Consider the following 15,550-nt stretch of genomic DNA (forward strand, 5'->3'; position numbering starts at 1 on the left):
GCTCGCCGACTTCCGGATCGCCTGTATCGCCATCACGCTCCTAGCATAGGAAAGGAACTTGCTATTCGGGAACGGATATTCCAAACTAGATTGGTGATCTTGGACACGATCTGAAAGCGTGAAAGGGGTATGACTTTGTATCCTTTCGAGGGCCTCGACGACACCGCCTGGCGCATCCTCCACGAGCTCCAGGAGAATGCCCGCATCTCCTATTCGGAGCTCGGACGCCGGGTCGGCCTCACACCTCCAGCGGCGGCGGAACGCGTCCGCCGCATGGAGGAGACCGGCCTCATCACCGGCTACCGGGTGGACCTCGACCTGGAGAAGGTGGGCCTTCCCCTGACCGCGCTGGTCCGGGTGACCCACCGGGGCGTCAACTGCCTGGAGCTCGGCCGGATCGTCGCCGAGTATCCGGAGGTGCTGGAGTGCCACCGGATCACCGGCGCCGAGTCCTACATCATGAAGGTGGCCCTCCGCTCCGTGGAGCACCTCCAGGAGTTCATCGACCGGCTCATGGAGTTCGGCGAGACGGTGACCTCGATCGTGCTGTCCTCGCCGGTCACCCACCGGGTGATCGACCCCGTGGCGATGACGGCGGGGAGTGCGGCCACGGCCTGAGCGGGGTCCGTCCATCAACCATAGGAACGTCGCGGGGCCCCGTTCCGTGAGACCTCACATGTGGGCGATCAGCTGCTCCACGCGCTCGTCCACCGAACGGAAGGGGTCCTTGCACAGGACCGTCCGCTGGGCCTGGTCGTTCAGCTTGAGGTGCACCCAGTCCACCGTGTAGTCGCGGCGGCGCTGCTTGGCCTGCCGGATGAACTCGCCGCGCAGGCGGGCCCGCGTGGTCTGGGGCGGCTCGCGCATGGCCCGCTGGACGTCTCGCTCCTCCACCGCCCGATCCATCCTCCCCCGCCGCTCCAGCAGGTAGTACAGCCCCCGATCGCGGTTCACGTCGTGGTAGGCGAGGTCCATCAGCGCGACCCGCGGGCTCGCCAGCGGCAGGCCGTTCTTCTCCCGGTAGTGCTCGATCATCGAGTGCTTGGCCACCCAGTCGACCTTCCGGACAAGCCGCTCGGGCTCCCCCGCCGCCAGCGCCTCCAGGGCCAGGCGCCACTCGTCGAGCAGCTTGCGAGACAACGGGTCCGGGCCACGGCGTTCAATGAACCGGGCCGTCCGGTCGTAGTACTCGGCCTGGATCTCGATGGCCGAGAGCTCCCGGCCGTTGGCCAGGCGGACCTTCTTCCGGCACGTGATGTCGTGGGAGATCTCCCGGATGGCCCGAATGGGGTTCTCCAGGGTGAGGTCGCGCATGACCGTGTTCTCCTCGACCGTGCGCAGGACCAGCCCGGTCACCCCGACCTTCATGAGGGTGGTCCACTCGCTCATGTTCGAGTCGCCCACGATCACGTGGAGGCGCCGGAACCGCTCCGCGTCCGCGTGCGGCTCGTCGCGGGTGTTGATGATGGGTCTGCTCCTCGTGGTGGCGGAGGAGACGCCTTCCCAGATGTGCTCGGCTCGCTGGGACAGGAAGTACTGGGCGCCCCGGGGCCCGTGCAGCACCTTCCCGGCGCCGCAGAAGACCTGCCGAGTCACGAAGAACGGGATGAGGACGTCGGCCATGCGGGCGAACTCGCCCTGCCGCGCCACCAGGTAGTTCTCGTGGCAGCCGTAGGAGTTGCCCGCCGAGTCCGTGTTGTTCTTGAACAGGTAGACCTCGCCCGAGATGCCCTCCTCGTGCAGGCGGATCTGGGCCGCCGCGAGCAGGGCCTCCAGGATCCGCTCCCCCGCCTTGTCATGGGCCACCAGGTCGAGGACGGCGTCGCATTCGGGGGTCGCGTATTCGGGGTGGGAACCCACGTCCAGGTACAACCGGGCGCCGTTCTCCAGGAACACGTTGGAGGACCGGCCCCAGTGCACCACCCGCCGGAACAGGTACCGGGCCACCTCGTCGGGGCTCAGGCGCCGCTGGCCCCGGAACGTGCAGGTCACGCCGTACTCGTTCTCCAGGCCGAAGATGCGCCGCTCCACGCATGGAGTGTAGCCGCGAGGTCCGACAAATCCGGCAGGTGCGGCCGGGTACGCTTCGGCCGTGACGGGGATCCAGGACCAGACCGGGCGGCTCCGGCGGGTGTACGTGCGAGCCCCCCGCGTGGAGGACCTCTCCGGGTGGCGCGCGTTCGGGTGGCGCTCGGAGCCCGACCCGCAACGCATGCTCCAGGAGCACGCCGCGTTCCGGGCAGAGCTGGAAGCCACGGGGGCCGAGGTCGTGTGCGGTGAGACCCCGCTCCCGGGCGATCCCGATGCCATCTACACCTACGACCCGGTCCTGATGGCCGACCGCGGTGCGATCCTCCTGCGCCCCGGCAAGGAGGGGCGGCGCCGGGAGCCGCTCGCCGTCGAGCGGGACCTGGCGGCGGCCGGCGTGAGGATCGCCGGACGTCTGGAGGCTCCGGCCACGGCCGAGGGCGGAGACATGTTCTGGCTGGACTCCCGAACGCTGGCCGTCGGCCGTGGGTACCGCACCAACGACGCAGGGATCGCCGCGGTGCGGGAGCTGCTCCCGGACGTCGAGGTCATGGCGTTCGACCTCCCCCATCTGCGCGGACCGCAGGAGTGCCTCCACCTCCTGTCCCTTCTCAGCCCGCTCGACCGCGACCTCGTCGTGGCGTACCCACCCCTGCTACCCGTGCGGCTGATGGAAGCGCTCGCCGAACGGGGGGTGTCCATCGTCGAGGTCCCGGAGGAGGAGTTCTCCACGATGGGCCCGAACGTCCTTGCCCTGGCCCCTCGGGTCGCGCTCGCGCTCGAGGGGAATCCCGAGACCCGCCGGCGCATGGAAGTGGCGGGGGTCGAGGTCCGGACGTACCGGGGCGACGAGATCTCGCGAAAGGGCGACGGCGGCCCGACGTGTCTGACCAGGCCGCTCCTTCGGGGCTAGGCCTGGGTCACGGGCGCCGGGACCGCCGACACCTGCCCCGCCGTGGGCTCGCCCCATTCCTCGCTCCGCCGGAAGCCCCGCACGCCGTGCCAGATGGACCAGGCCATCAGGGCGGCCGTGAGCGGGATGCCGGTGACCAGGTTCACCATCACGAAGGCGCCGACGGAGGCTTCCAACGCCCACAGCCGAAGGCCCGACCGCGCCAGCAGGTAGATCCCCCACACGACCGCGCTCTGCCCGAAGACCTGCCGGTAGGTCCGGGATCCGACCACCTCCGGCGGGATGGGGTGCATCTCCCGGGCCACCAGGCCGGTCAGGGGCCGCCCGATGATCGCCGAGAGCAGGAACGCCAGCCCGAACGCCGCGTTCTGGAGCACCGGGAGCGCGAGGAACACGACGGCGCTGTTCGCGATCAGGCCCACGATCGCGTTCAGGACCACGAAACCGAGCGACAGCCGGGCCAGGTAGCCTCGCCGCCCGGCCCGTCGCTCCAGGCCGTACCCGACCAGGGAGGCCACGCTGGACAGTCCGATCCCGAGGGCCACACCGCCGAGCCTCCACCCGACGTAGAACGCCAGCACCGGGCCGAACGCGTCCCGGGCGAACCGGGGCCAGTAGCTGCCCATGATCCCCCGGGCGGTGATGCGGCCAGGCGCCTCCGGGATCTTGATCTGGTCGTCTGTGCTCATCCTGCGCCTCCTGGTCCATCCGCCTGAGGCCAGGCTAGGTGCGGGGCGCCCGAGCGTCGTCAGCCCCCGGTCCGGACCCGGACTCGTCCCCTGGTCGGAGACCGGCTCCGACCTCGGCGGTAGCCGCTTCAGGAATACTGGTCCCACGGGCCTTGTTGCCCAAGTTCATTGACTGCGCTCAAGCATCGTTCGGAAGGGAACCGATGAGCGGAACGGATCGAACCCCCCCAGCGGGCCTGGTCGGCGACAGGGCCATCGCCGTTCGCGACGGGCGAACCGTCCCCGCCTGGGCCGTCCTGGCCCTGGTGTGCCTTGGCCAGTTCATGGTCGTCCTCGACGTGTCGATCGTGAACGTCGCGCTCCCGTCAATCCAGCGGGACCTGGGATTCAGCCCATCCGGGCTCCAGTGGGTGGTCAACGCCTACACGCTCACCTTCGCGGGGTTCCTGCTGCTGGGGGGCCGGGCCGCGGACCTGTTCGGGCGCCGCCGGATGTTCCTGCTCGGGCTGGGCTTGTTCACGCTGGCCAGCCTGGCAGGAGGCCTGGCCCAGAACGAGACCATGCTGGTGGCCGCCCGGGCACTCCAGGGCCTGGGTGGGGCCGTGCTGGCCCCCGCGACCTTGACCATCCTCACCACGAGCTTCCGCGAGGGCGCCGAGCGCGCCCGCGCGCTGGGCGTGTGGAGCGCGGTCGCGGCGGGTGGAGGAGCCGCCGGGGCGCTGCTGGGCGGCATCCTCACCGACCTCGTCTCGTGGCGGTGGATCCTGTTCGTGAACGTCCCCATCGGGATCGCGGTGGTCGTGGCGGCTCGGGCCGTGCTCGCCGAGTCCCGGGGCGACCTGGGGCACCGGAGCCTCGACGTGCCGGGCGCGGTCACCGTCACCGGCGGGCTGGTGGCCCTGGTCTACGCCATCGTTCGCACGGAGAACTACGGCTGGGCCGCGTGGCAGACGCTCGCCTCGCTGGGCGTGGCCGCCGCATTGCTGGGGGCCTTCCTGTTGATCGAGACCCGCCTGGCCCGGGCGCCCCTCGTCCCGCTTCGGATCTTCCGGTCCCGCGCCGTGACCGGCGCGAACGCGTTCATCCTGCTGCTGTTCGGAGCGGCGTTCGCCTCCTGGTACTTCCAGACCCTGTTCATGCAGAACGTATTGGGCTAAAGCCCACTCCAGGCCGGCCTGGCCTTCGTCCCCCAGACGCTTGCCATCGCGGTTGCAGCGCAGGTCAGCTCGCGGCTGGTCACCCGCCTCGGCGCTCGGAGGCTTCTGATGATCGGTCCGATGGTGGCCGCGGTCGGGATGCTGTGGCTGTCGCGGATCACGCCCGGTAGCGACTACGTGGCCTCCCTCCTCGGCCCGGGACTGCTCACCGCCATCGGCTTTGGGTTGTCCGTCCCACCCGCCACGCTCGCGGGCACGTCGGGCGTGGCGCGCCAGGAGGCGGGCCTCGCTTCGGGGCTCTTCAACACGAACCGCCAGGTGGGCGCGTCCATCGTCCTGGCCGCCCTGGCCACCGTGGCCGCCGACCGAACGACCGCCCTGCTCGGATCGAGCTCCGCTCCCGCCAGCGTGAGAACCGCCGTCACATCCGGCTATGCCCGGGGGTTCGGGTTCGCCGTGGTCATCTGCCTCGCGGCGGCGCTCGTGGCTTGGAGGGTGCTTCCGGCCCGGCAGCCGTCCCTGGCCCGAGACGAGGCTCCGGCCGTCGACACCCCCGACGAGTCCCTGACCCAGTGCGACGAGGTCCAGGCCGTCCCCGAGGTGGAGCGAGCCTGACCCTGCGGTCCGGATTAGGACACAAGGCGGACGGCGCGCCAGTACCGCCCGTCGGTGGTGCGGTAGACGGTGTCGCCAGCGGCGGCCCATCCGTGTGTTGGATCCACGAATCTGACAGCAACCCAATGCCCGCGGTCGATTGCCATCGACCGGCGGCCCGACCCCCGAATAGTGCTGAAATGGCGAAGCGCGTACGCGCCTGAGTCTTGGGCCACCCACCCGCCCCGGATCGTCGTCGCGGCGAGGAGCACCAGAGCGCCGCTTGGCGCGATGGCGCTGTGATGCCACCGCCTCCCCCCGTCGACCGATAGGAACAGGTTCCCGTCGTTCATGGCTGCCGCAGGCTCCGTCAGGCACAAGAGCCATACTCGGGACGCGTCGATCGCCGACACATGTTCCTCGAAGATGAACGGCCCCACATACTGGTCGCCGACCTTCGCCTTGCGCATGCACGGGCTGTCCGTCTCCGACCAGGTCGCCCCGCCGTCGTGGGTCTCGAGGAGCGTCGACCGATCCTCACCGACGACGTAGTCGCTCGTCAGGATCCATCCGGCGCTTCCGATCCGCTGGAAGTCGACCACGAAATCGTCGTGAATCCCCGAAGGGAGCGGGACGGTCCGCCACGAGTGGCCGGCGTCATTCGAGAGTCGAAATCTGCCCGGCCGGCACCCTAGCGGGCCGTCGCATCGACCCAGCAGCGCCCACACGCTCCGACCGGCCACTCCGAGCCCGGCGACCGAGCCACCCGGCACCTCGCCGCGCCAGGACCTCCCTCCATCGTGGGTGACCCAGAGTCCAGGCTCGAACGCCCACCCCAGGCGGCGAGTGGCGAACACCACGTGCTCCACGATCCCTGGGTCCCAGAGCGCTCGGCCCACGTCCCAGGTCCGGCCACCGTCCGCGGTCCGCTCGATCGCAAGGGCCATTCCCGTCGGCATTCGAGCCATCACCAGGGCGTAACCGTGGTCGGGGTCGACGAACGACAGGTCGAGGACGTCGGGGCGTCTCGTCGCCGGGATGGCCTCCGTAGAGGGAGTTGTCTCAGGTGTTGGGGCGGCGGTGGCGGGGCTGTGGGGAGTCGACACCGGAGTCGAGGACCCGCTGCACGCCGAAAGGGGCATCAGCATGGAGATGACCAGCAGCCACGAGGTTCGGCTGCCAGGACTCATGGTGGCCATCTTCCTTCCTCGGGTACAGCCCCATGACCGGGGGAAGCCTGCTCTGGTTCTCATGGCCCTCACGGGGCCCCCACCCGGTGAATTCAGCCGCATCCCGACGGGGTCATCCGAAGGTGGCGCCAGTGCCGCCCGTCGTCCGCCGACAGGTAGAGGAAGCGCTCGGTCCAAGCCAGGATGGCGTGACTGGCAGGGAACAGAACCCCCCACCCGGCTCCAGAGGCCTCGAGCGTCTCGCGCCAGGTTCGGCCGGAGTCGTGGCTCACGATGAGGGGATACGCGTTGTCCACCCACACCGTGCGCGCAGATCTGGGAAACATGTGCGGGCAGCACAGGAAGGTCATCTCGGGTCCTGCCGCCCCCCACGACCGCCCCTCGTCGAGGGACCGGTAGAGCCGGCCCCGCTCGCTCCCGGCGCCGTAATAGTCCCCGCAGAACAACCACAGGGATCGCCCAGCAGCGGCCAGCTGCTCCCTGAAGGAATACTTGCCGCAGGGAACGGCCAGGCGTTCCCACGTCTTTCCTCCATTGAATGTCGCCATGAGATGACTCGCCGGTCTGTCGGGGGGTCCGCCGGCAGACCACAACAGCCACGCCCGATCTGGTCCATTCCGAGCGAGGCCACTGACCGATCCCCGGATCAGGGGCGCGCCGGGGACCCGGTGCCACCGATCGGCGCCGGGTCGCGATGTCCACAGGCGCCCACGCGCGACCGCCCATACCGTCTGCCCGGCTGGCTGCAACGCCGCCACCGGTCCGCCGAGCCGCTCGCGGGTCCACGTCGAGCCACCGTCGTGGGTCGCGTAGAGGGCCAGTCCGAACGCCCAGCCGTTCTCGCGATCGTCGAACCGCACCTGTGTGACGACCTGCCCTGGCTCGGTCGTGGGCGGAGTCACAAGCTGCCAGGTCTGGCCCCCATCGTCGGTGCGCTGCATGGTTACCAGGCCGGGCTTCGGCTGGCGGAACCACCCCAACGCCCACCCGTGGAGCCGATCGACGAAGGACATGTCTTGAATCCGGAAGCCGCGGAGCTTGCGGGTTCGGTCCACCCCCACGCTCGATGACGCTGTGGCCTTCGACGACGAGTCGTGCCGTGGTGGGGCGGGGGCCGTTCGATTGCACGACGCGGCAAGCAGTGCGATTGCCAGAACGCAGGCTCGGCGCGTGGGCAAGGCCTCCCTTGCCGGAAGGATAGCTCCCTACGACGCCTTCAGGAGGGCGTCGACCTCGTCGTCGGTGAGGCGCTGGAACTTCCTGCGGCCACGCCCCCGGTCCAGCACCGCGGCCTCGGTCTGATCCGCGGGGACTTCGCGTTCCTCGGTTGCGGCCAGCGCCGCCACGGCCGCACGCACGGCGGCGCCGAGGTCCCACGACTCCTGAAACGTCTCCTTCAGGTGCCGGGTGAGCTCCTCCGATTTCCCGCCGATCCCCACGAAGCCCTGCTCGTCGGTGACGCTGCCATCGAACAGCACGTGGTACAGCGCGTTCTCACCCGGCGTGTCCCCGACCTCGCCCACCAGGATCTCCACCTCGTACGGCTTCATCTGCTGCGTGAAGATCCCGGAGAGGGCCTGCGAGTACGCGTTGGCGAGCGTCTTCGCGTTCACGTCCTCCCGCCCGTAGGAATAGCCACGCATGTCGGCCAGGCGGATCCCGGCGATGCGAAGGTCCTCGAACTCGCTGTACTTCCCCACCCCGGCGAAGGCGATGCGGTCGTAGATCTCGGAGATCTTGTGCAGCGTGGCGCTGGGGTTCTCCGCCAGGAACAGGATCCCCGCGTCGTACTCCAGCGCCACCACGGACTTCCCGCGTCCGATCCCCTTGCGGGCGTACTCCGACCGGTCCTTCATGAGCTGCTCGGGCGGGACGTACGGCTGGAAGGACATCAGGCCGAACCCCCTCCGATCAGCTCCTCGTAGGCACCCCGGACCTCGTCCGCCTCTACCTCGGTGCAGCCGTCGGACGTGATCACGACCATGGACGGGTAGATCCCCCGCACCGGGTCCGGCCCACCCGTGGCGGCGTCCTCCTCGGACGCGTCGCGGAGCGCCTCGACCGCCGCCTTCAGCGCATCGGCGCGCGACAGCCCCGGGCGCCACCGTTTCTTCAGGGTCCCCTTTGCCACGCGGCCGCCCGAGCCCGTGGCGTGGAAGTTCTCCTCCTCCCACCGGCCGCCGGTGGCGTCGTAGCGGAACAGGCGGCCCTCGTCCCGGCGCTGGTCGTACCCGCCGAACAGCGGGACCACCACCAGGCCCTGGAGCGCCATGGGGAAGTTCTGGCGGATCATCTGGGCCAGCCGGTTCGCCTTCCCCTCCAGCGACAGCCGGTCGCCCTGGACCTTCTCGTAGTGCTCCAGCTCGGTCTGGAAGAGCTTCACGATCTCGGTGGCCTGGCCGGCCGCCCCGGCGATGGCGATGGCCGAGTAATCGTCGGCTTGAAAGACCTTGTCGATCTTCTCGTCGGCGATGGAGTAGCCCTCGGTGGCCCGGCGGTCACCGGCGATGATCACGCCACCGTCGAACTTCAGGCTGAGCACCGTCGTGCCGTGCGGGGCCTGGAACCCTTCGGGCAGTCGGCCGGTCACCGACGGAGCGCTTTCCCGGGACTCCGCCAGAAGGTCGATGAAGCTGGGGCTGGCACCGAACTGCTGTCCTCCCGGGAGAGGCAGGTCGGTCATTCTCCCCCTTTTTGTACATATGACTTGATGAACTCCTCCGCGTTCTCTTCCAGCACGGAGTCGATCTCGTCCATGATGCCGTCCATCTCTTCCTTGAGCTTCTCGCCCTTGGCCGTGGACTCCACCTGGCCGGCGTCGTCCTGGCCGCCGCCTCCGTCCTTCTTCTGGGTCCGCTTCTGCTCCTGCTCCTGCGGCACGACTGCTCCTTCCGCTTGCGATGCCGGTCCATTCTAGCCAGGGGGGCCGTCATTCCAGCCGAACGGGGCGGCGAACCGCGGACCCGGGCGGTCAGCCCTTGAGCATGTCCACCAGGGCGGCGGCGTTCTCCGCCCGCTCCAGCAGCCCCTCCACGTGCTGGCGGGTTCCCCGGAGGGGCTCCCGCATGGGAACGCGCTGGAGCACGTCGCGGCCCGTGTCGAAGATCATGGAGTCCCACGACGCGGCGGCGATGGCCCCCGGGTAGCGTTCGATGCACCGGCCCCGGAAGTAGGCCCGGGTGTCCTCGGGCGGGTTCATGATGGCGGCCTCGACCTCCTCGTCCGTGGCCAGGCGCTCCATCTGCCCGCCGTCGGCGAGCTTGTAGTACAGCCCCTTGTCCCGGCGGACGTCGTGGTACTGGAGGTCGATGAGCCGGAGCTTCGAATCGGTCCAGGACAGCCCGTCGCGGGTCCGGTACGCCTCCAGCAGGCGGTACTTGGCGACCCAGTCCAGCTCGCGGTGCAGCGACAGCGGGTCCTCCTCCAGGGCGGTGAGCACGGCCTCCCACCGCTGGAGCACCTCCAGGTTCGATGGCGTGGGGTCCTGCGTCTCCACGTACTTCTTGGCGTGCTCCAGGTACTCCCACTGGAGCTGGGTGGCGGTCATCCGCCGGCCGTTCGCCCCCCGGATCTGTGTCCGGCAGGTGATGTCCCACGACACGTCGTGCAGCGCCGCCACCGGTTGGTCCAGGGACAGGTCCGGCAGGAACTCGTCCTCGATCATCTTGAGGACGATGGCCGTCGTCCCCACCTTCAGGAACGTCGCCACCTCGCTCATGTTGGCGTCTCCGACGATGCAGTGCAGGCGGCGGTACTTCTCCGGGTCGGCGTGCGGCTCGTCGCGGGTGTTAATGATGGGCCGCTTCAGGGTGGTCTCCAGCCCGACCTCCGCTTCGAAGAAGTCGGCCCGCTGGGAGAGCTGGTACCCCACGCCGCCCCCCTGCGAACGGGGCCCCTCGACCCCGATCTTGCCGGCGCCGGTGAACACCTGCCGGCTCACGAAGAACGGCGTCAGGTCGCGGACGATGCGGGCGAACGGCGTGGCCCGGTCCACCAGGTAGTTCTCGTGGCAGCCGTAGGAGTTCCCCTTGCCGTCCGTGTTGTTCTTGTAGATGGCCAGGCGCTGGCCGGGCGGAAGGATGCGCTGGACCTCGGCCAGGGACCGCTCCAGGATCCGCTCCCCCGCCTTGTCGTGGACCACCAGGTCCCGCGGGCCGGCGCACTCCGGCGTGGAGTACTCGGGGTGCGCGTGGTCGACGTAGTACCGCGCGCCGTTCGGCAGGATGACGTTGGCCAGGCCGAGGTCCTCCTCGGTGCCCTCGCGGGCCTGTACCGGCTCGAAGCCGCGGGCGTCCCGCAGCGGCGACTCCTGCTCGTAGTCCCACCGGATCCGCCGGAGCGACCCCGCGTAGGTGTTGATGAGCAGCGAGGAGGACAGCACCGGGTTGAACTCGGCCAGGCCCGGCGACGAGATCCCATACTCCGTCTCGATGCCCATGACTTTGGGAATCGCCATGCGAGCAGGGTACTACCTGCCGACCGGCCGAAACCGCAGCGAGGCGGCGGGGTCGGAGCCTAGGGCGGAACCGTCAGCGGTCGGCCGGCGATCCCGGTCCAGCCATCGCCGACAGCTCAGCCGGCGCCGGGAACCACACGTTGTACAGGTCGTACACCGTGACCTCGGGCTGATCGGTGATCCCCATCGCTGCCAGCCCCGGGCCGAGCATGCCCTGGGCGAACGCCTGGAACTCCTCGGCTGAATTCCAGATGTCGAACACCCGGATGCCCTCGCCGGTCACCCCCACGGTGTGCAGGATCAAGCCCGGGTGCGGCTCACGGTTGAGCTCTCGGGACGCCTGGTCGTAGTGCTCGCGAGTCATCCCACCGGCAACGAAGGTCACTGCAACGGCCACGGCTCTCCTCCTCGTCCAGACGATCGTGGCGGGAGCCTACGGGGATACCGCCCGCTCGGCAACCGACCCTCCGCGAGAGCCCCTACAGGTACTGGCCGGCGTTGACGCGTTCAACCTGCCGGCCGGCGGCGTCCTCGCCCTCCCCGAGCAGCGTGCGGACATACACGATCCGCTCGCCCTTCTTCCCGGAGATGCGGGCCCAGTCGTCCGGGTTCGTCGTGTTCGGGAGGTCCTCGTTCTCCTTGAACTCGTCCCGGATGGCCCGGTACAGGTCCTCGGTCTTGATGCCCTTCTCGCCGGACTGGAGGAAGCGCTTGATGGCCTCCTTCTTGGCCCTGGCCACGATGTTCTCGATCATGGCCCCGGAGCTGAAGTCCTTGAAGTACAGGATCTCCTTGTCCCCGGACTGGTAGGTCACCTCCAGGAACCGGTTCTCCTCGTCGTTCGAGTACATCCGCTCGATGGTCCGCTCGATCATCAGGGCCACGGACCTGGCCTTGTCGCCGCCGTTCGCGGAGACCTCGTCCGGGTGGATGGGCACGTTGACGTTCAGGTACTTGGACATGATGTCGGCGGCCGCGTCACCGTCCGGCCGCTCGATCTTGATCTTCACGTCGAGGCGGCCGGGGCGAAGGATGGCCGGGTCGATCATGTCCTCGCGGTTGGAGGCCCCGATCACGATGACGTTCTTCAGCGACTCCACGCCGTCGATCTCGGACAGCAGCTGCGGCACGATGGTGTTCTCGACGTCCGACGAGATGCCGCTGCCCCGCGTGCGGAACAGGGAGTCCATCTCGTCGAAGAACACGATGACCGGGAGGCCCTCCTCGGACTTCTCCTTGGCTCGCTGGAAGATCAGGCGGATCTGCCGCTCGGTCTCCCCGACGTACTTGTTCAGCAGCTCCGGGCCCTTCACGTTCAGGAAGTAGGAGTGCGCGTCGGCCCGGCCGGTCTTCTCCGCGACCTGCCCGGCCAGCGACTTCGCCACGGCCTTGGCGATAAGGGTCTTGCCGCACCCCGGGGGCCCGTACAGGAGCACGCCCTTGGGCGGCTTCAGCTGGTGCTCGTGGAACAGCTCCGCGTACAGGAACGGGAGCTCCACGGCGTCGCGGATGGCCTGGATCTGGTTCCCCAGCCCGCCGATGTCCTCGTAGGAGATGTCGGGGATCTCCTCCAGGACCAGCTCCTCCACCTGCTGCTTGGGAAGCTTCTCCAGGACGTGCCCGGAGCGGGGGTCGAGCAGCAGCGCGTCGCCCACCCGGACGTTGGTCTGCTGGAGCGCGCCCGAAAGGATGGCCACCTGGGACTCGTCGGCCCGGCCGATCACGATGACGCGGTCCTCGCCCAGGACCTCCTTCACCGTGACCACCTCGCCCAGGCGGTCCTCGTCCAGCACCTCCACCACGTTCAGGGCCTCGTTCAGGATGACCTCCACGCCGGCGCGGAGGCGGTCGCGCTCGATCGAGGGGTCGACGGCCACGCGCATCTTGCGGCCGGCCGTGAACACGTCGACGGTGCCCTCCTCGGCCTCGCCCAGGAACACGCCGAACGTGGCCGGAGGCTGGGTCAGCTTCTCGACCTCCTCTTTCAGCCCCTCGATCTTGTCGCGCTCGGATTTCAGGGCCCAGACGAGCTTCTCGTTCTGGGCCAGGGCGCGGGACAGGTCGGCGCGGGACTGCAGGAGCCGCTCCTCGAGGATCTTCACCTGCCGGGGGGCGTTGGTGAGCCGCCGCCGGAGGAGCGCGGTCTCGTCCTCCAGGAACTTGATCTGGGTCTGGAGCTCGTGGATCTCCTTCTCGTACCGCTCCAGCCGCTCCTGCGGGTCCTGGACCATGCTCACCTCCCCTGGTTGCCGGCGAGTATATGCCCGGTTTTCACCATTTCTTCGGAACGCCGGACTCCGCTCCTACCCGTATATACGTCTTTGGACCACCGGGAGTTACTCCTTCCCCAGCTTACGAGCAGCTTGCTCAGCTCGACGACGCGGCGGGAAGGCCCAGGCGGCCCACGGTGATGAAGCCGGTGTGGCCGACCATCCGGTGGTCCGGGCGGACGCTGCGCTCGGTGACGTGCCACGGACGCAGGAGCAGCTCGAAGGTCTCCACGCGACGGAACCCCGAACGTTCCATGGCCAGCACCAGGGTCTGCACCTGGCCCGTCGTGGGGAGGTAACCGCACAGGATCGCGCCGGGCGTCATCGCCGCCAGGACGGCCTCGAGGACCGCCCACGGCTCCGGGAGGTCTAGGACCACGCGGTCGAACCGCTCGCCGGTGGTGGCGACGTCGCGAAGGTCCGCCAGGCGAAGCTCCAGCCACGCCGGGACCTTCCCGAAGAACGACTCCAGGTTGGCGGTGGCCTTGTCGTGGAAGTCCTCCCGCAGCTCGTAGCTCACCACACGCCCCTCCGGGCCGGTGGCCCTGGTCAGGGCGATGGACAGCGCGCCCGAGCCGGTGCCGGCCTCCAGGACGGTGGCGCCGGGGAAGACATCGGCGAACATCACGATCGCCGCCAGGTCCTTCGGGTACACGACCTGGGCGCCCCGGGGCATCTTCAGCACGAAGTCCGGGAGGCTGGGGCGGAAGCACACCAGGGTGACTCCGGTGGCCGAATGGACCACCGTTCCCTCCTCCGCCCCGATCACCAGGTCGAGCGGCACCGCGCCGCCGTGGAAGTGCCACACCCGGCCGGGCTCGAGGCGGACCATGTATCGCCTGCCCCGCTGGTCCAGGAACAGGACCCGCTCCCCGGGCTCGAACGGTGCGCTCATGCCGGCCCGCCGAAGAGCTCCGCCGGCATGACTTCCTCGGACAGCTCGCGCACCGTCTGGTCGCCGTCACCGTCAGCGGCTTCGGGCGGCGGGGCGAGGCGCTCCCCCAGGATCTGGGCCCGGGCACGGCAGAACGCGCAGAACCGGCCCGTGGTGGGCTGCCCGCACCGCTCGCACGGGGCGAGCTCGACCCCGTCCTCCGAGCGGAACAGCGGTGCGGCCTTCTCCACGTAGCCCAGGAAGAACTGGGCCTTGGTCCCGGGCGAGGTGGACTCGAGCGTGTTCATGGCGGCCTTGTACCGGAGCTGGGTGTTGCCGCCGACCAGCGGGCACTCCTCGACGATGTAGTCGATGCCCCGCAGGAACGCGTATGCCGCCGTCTCCAGCTCGGACAGGCGGTGCAGGGGCTTGACCTTCTTGACCATGCCCTCGCGCTGGGGGAGGACCGGGAACTGCCTGGCCATATATCCCGTCTGCCACCGAAGCGTGTTCCCCAGCAGGGTGGCCGCTTCGTCGTCCAGGTTGTGGCCGGTCGCCACCACGTCGAACCCGTGGTCCAGGGCCGCCCGGTTGAACACGTAGCGCTTCGAAAGACCGCACACCGCGCAGGTCGACCTCGATCCCTTCCGGCCGGCGGTGGGGATGTCGTAGCCGTACTCGCCCGCCAGGTCCACCTCGATCAGCTCGGCGCCGCGATCGGCGGCGAAGGAACGGGTCAGCTCCCCCGAGCGGGCCGAGTAGTCGCCGATCCCGAGGCCCAGGTACAGCCCCGACGCCCGGTACCCCAGGTCGAGCAGGACGTCCCACAGGCCCAGCGAGTCCTTGCCGCCCGACACCGCCACGAGGATCCGGTCCTGGGGGCCGAACATGTCGTAGGACTTGATGGTCCGCTTGACCTGCTCGTGGACGTGGTGGATGAAGCAGGGCTGGCAGAACGCCGCGTTGTGGCGGCGGACCTCGACGGCTGCTGGGGCCCGGCAGCGCTTGCACTTCATTGGTGGGTCCGTTCCGTGGTTGGGGGGGCCCCCGGGCCGCTCATCGACCGAACTTGCCGGGCGCGACCACTCACCCCATCCGGGGCGCCGCCGCTGATGACCGGCCTCACTTCGATCTCGTCGTCTTGCTCGAGGCGCTCTTCTCTCGTGACGAGGGTCTTGTCGCGGATCACCAGGACGGTGTCGGGGTCGATGTCGAGGTCGGCCAGGACCTCCCGGACTCGGCGGGGGCCGGCCACTTCGAGCTCCCGGTCGGGGTTACGCAGCTTGACCTTCATGCAGGGACAGGCTAGCGCAGGGCCGGTGCCGCTACCCGCAGTTCTGCCCGGTGGGGAGGGGGCGCGCGCCGAGCGTGACCGTGAC

At 69.3% G+C, this 15,550-nt stretch carries 17 protein-coding genes; 4 read left to right on the forward strand and 13 right to left on the reverse strand.

Translation table 11 applies throughout. The features are described 5' to 3' along the window. Positions 1 to 129: 129 nt before the first annotated feature. Positions 130 to 618: an Lrp/AsnC family transcriptional regulator gene (locus M3Q23_12535; protein MDP9342892.1), complete on the forward strand. Its 489-nt coding sequence runs from the start codon at positions 130 to 132 to the stop codon at positions 616 to 618. A gap of 54 nt (positions 619 to 672) precedes the next feature. On the opposite strand, the gene pafA is transcribed toward M3Q23_12535, so the two are convergent. Next, on the reverse strand, positions 673 to 2,031 hold the full coding sequence (gene pafA / locus M3Q23_12540; GenBank protein ID MDP9342893.1) for a Pup--protein ligase: 1,359 nt from the start codon (positions 2,029 to 2,031) through the stop codon (positions 673 to 675). 61 nt (positions 2,032 to 2,092) lie between these two features. Here pafA and M3Q23_12545 point away from each other — a divergent pair, with 61 nt between their 5' ends. Next, a complete protein-coding gene (locus M3Q23_12545; GenBank protein ID MDP9342894.1) occupies positions 2,093 to 2,941 on the forward strand; it encodes an arginine deiminase family protein in 849 nt (282 codons plus the stop codon). Here the strand turns inward: M3Q23_12545 and M3Q23_12550 are convergent. Further along, on the reverse strand, positions 2,938 to 3,630 hold the full coding sequence (locus M3Q23_12550) for a DUF3159 domain-containing protein (protein MDP9342895.1): 693 nt from the start codon (positions 3,628 to 3,630) through the stop codon (positions 2,938 to 2,940). The two genes, M3Q23_12545 and M3Q23_12550, sit on opposite strands and share 4 nt — an antisense overlap. A gap of 203 nt (positions 3,631 to 3,833) precedes the next feature. On the opposite strand from M3Q23_12550, the gene M3Q23_12555 reads away from it, so the two are divergent. Further along, positions 3,834 to 4,787 (forward strand): MFS transporter, encoded by a 954-nt coding sequence (locus tag M3Q23_12555; protein ID MDP9342896.1) that lies wholly within the window; start codon positions 3,834 to 3,836, stop codon positions 4,785 to 4,787. Positions 4,788 to 4,895: 108 nt separating this feature from the next. Next, positions 4,896 to 5,402 (forward strand): hypothetical protein, encoded by a 507-nt coding sequence (locus M3Q23_12560; protein ID MDP9342897.1) that lies wholly within the window; start codon positions 4,896 to 4,898, stop codon positions 5,400 to 5,402. Between the two features lie 14 nt (positions 5,403 to 5,416). On the opposite strand, the gene M3Q23_12565 is transcribed toward M3Q23_12560, so the two are convergent. From M3Q23_12565 to M3Q23_12615, 11 genes are all read right to left on the reverse strand, one after another. Beyond that, on the reverse strand, positions 5,417 to 6,571 hold the full coding sequence (locus M3Q23_12565) for a hypothetical protein (protein ID MDP9342898.1): 1,155 nt from the start codon (positions 6,569 to 6,571) through the stop codon (positions 5,417 to 5,419). A 92-nt stretch (positions 6,572 to 6,663) separates the two neighbouring features. Next, positions 6,664 to 7,584: a hypothetical protein gene (locus tag M3Q23_12570; GenBank protein ID MDP9342899.1), complete on the reverse strand. Its 921-nt coding sequence runs from the start codon at positions 7,582 to 7,584 to the stop codon at positions 6,664 to 6,666. Positions 7,585 to 7,776: 192 nt separating this feature from the next. After that, entirely contained in the window at positions 7,777 to 8,463 is a 687-nt protein-coding gene (gene prcA, locus M3Q23_12575) for a proteasome subunit alpha (GenBank protein ID MDP9342900.1), read from the reverse strand. Beyond that, positions 8,463 to 9,254 carry a proteasome subunit beta gene (prcB, locus tag M3Q23_12580; protein MDP9342901.1) on the reverse strand — a complete coding sequence of 264 codons (792 nt, stop codon included), beginning with the start codon at positions 9,252 to 9,254 and terminating at the stop codon, positions 8,463 to 8,465. Before prcB ends, prcA begins: the two co-directional genes overlap by 1 nt. Beyond that, positions 9,251 to 9,451: a ubiquitin-like protein Pup gene (locus tag M3Q23_12585; protein MDP9342902.1), complete on the reverse strand. Its 201-nt coding sequence runs from the start codon at positions 9,449 to 9,451 to the stop codon at positions 9,251 to 9,253. The genes prcB and M3Q23_12585 overlap by 4 nt, the downstream gene beginning before the upstream one ends. Before the next feature lie 91 nt (positions 9,452 to 9,542). After that, positions 9,543 to 11,021, reverse strand: a complete 1,479-nt coding sequence (locus M3Q23_12590; protein ID MDP9342903.1) for a proteasome accessory factor PafA2 — start codon at positions 11,019 to 11,021, stop codon at positions 9,543 to 9,545. 79 nt (positions 11,022 to 11,100) lie between these two features. Further along, complete coding sequence (locus tag M3Q23_12595) at positions 11,101 to 11,424, reverse strand: hypothetical protein (protein ID MDP9342904.1); 324 nt, start codon at positions 11,422 to 11,424, stop codon at positions 11,101 to 11,103. 82 nt (positions 11,425 to 11,506) lie between these two features. After that, a complete protein-coding gene (gene arc, locus M3Q23_12600) occupies positions 11,507 to 13,258 on the reverse strand; it encodes a proteasome ATPase (GenBank protein ID MDP9342905.1) in 1,752 nt (583 codons plus the stop codon). Positions 13,259 to 13,394: 136 nt separating this feature from the next. Further along, complete coding sequence (locus M3Q23_12605) at positions 13,395 to 14,192, reverse strand: tRNA (adenine-N1)-methyltransferase (GenBank protein MDP9342906.1); 798 nt, start codon at positions 14,190 to 14,192, stop codon at positions 13,395 to 13,397. Further along, entirely contained in the window at positions 14,189 to 15,187 is a 999-nt protein-coding gene (locus M3Q23_12610; GenBank protein MDP9342907.1) for an adenine nucleotide alpha hydrolase family protein, read from the reverse strand. Before M3Q23_12610 ends, M3Q23_12605 begins: the two co-directional genes overlap by 4 nt. Continuing rightward, positions 15,184 to 15,465, reverse strand: coding sequence for a MoaD/ThiS family protein (locus tag M3Q23_12615; protein MDP9342908.1), 282 nt, complete (start codon positions 15,463 to 15,465; stop codon positions 15,184 to 15,186). Before M3Q23_12615 ends, M3Q23_12610 begins: the two co-directional genes overlap by 4 nt. Between the last annotated feature and the right edge of the window lie 85 nt (positions 15,466 to 15,550).

The sequence above is a fragment of the Actinomycetota bacterium genome (assembly GCA_030774015.1).
In the GTDB taxonomy this organism is placed as follows: domain Bacteria; phylum Actinomycetota; class UBA4738; order UBA4738; family JACQTL01; genus JALYLZ01.

What these genes read in the sequence shown, in the direction of transcription:
- arc (MDP9342905.1), bottom strand. Translation starts at nt 13,258, where the DNA reads ATGGTCCAGGACCCGCAGGAGCGGCTGGAGCGGTACGAGAAGGAGATC.
- M3Q23_12535 (MDP9342892.1), top strand. Translation starts at nt 130, where the DNA reads ATGACTTTGTATCCTTTCGAGGGCCTCGACGACACCGCCTGGCGCATC.
- M3Q23_12570 (MDP9342899.1), bottom strand. Translation starts at nt 7,584, where the DNA reads ATGTCCTTCGTCGATCGGCTCCACGGGTGGGCGTTGGGGTGGTTCCGC.
- prcA (MDP9342900.1), bottom strand. Translation starts at nt 8,463, where the DNA reads ATGTCCTTCCAGCCGTACGTCCCGCCCGAGCAGCTCATGAAGGACCGG.
- M3Q23_12555 (MDP9342896.1), top strand. Translation starts at nt 3,834, where the DNA reads ATGAGCGGAACGGATCGAACCCCCCCAGCGGGCCTGGTCGGCGACAGG.
- M3Q23_12610 (MDP9342907.1), bottom strand. Translation starts at nt 15,187, where the DNA reads ATGAAGTGCAAGCGCTGCCGGGCCCCAGCAGCCGTCGAGGTCCGCCGC.
- M3Q23_12565 (MDP9342898.1), bottom strand. Translation starts at nt 6,571, where the DNA reads ATGAGTCCTGGCAGCCGAACCTCGTGGCTGCTGGTCATCTCCATGCTG.
- M3Q23_12550 (MDP9342895.1), bottom strand. Translation starts at nt 3,630, where the DNA reads ATGAGCACAGACGACCAGATCAAGATCCCGGAGGCGCCTGGCCGCATC.
- M3Q23_12605 (MDP9342906.1), bottom strand. Translation starts at nt 14,192, where the DNA reads ATGAGCGCACCGTTCGAGCCCGGGGAGCGGGTCCTGTTCCTGGACCAG.
- M3Q23_12560 (MDP9342897.1), top strand. Translation starts at nt 4,896, where the DNA reads ATGATCGGTCCGATGGTGGCCGCGGTCGGGATGCTGTGGCTGTCGCGG.
- prcB (MDP9342901.1), bottom strand. Translation starts at nt 9,254, where the DNA reads ATGACCGACCTGCCTCTCCCGGGAGGACAGCAGTTCGGTGCCAGCCCC.
- M3Q23_12615 (MDP9342908.1), bottom strand. Translation starts at nt 15,465, where the DNA reads ATGAAGGTCAAGCTGCGTAACCCCGACCGGGAGCTCGAAGTGGCCGGC.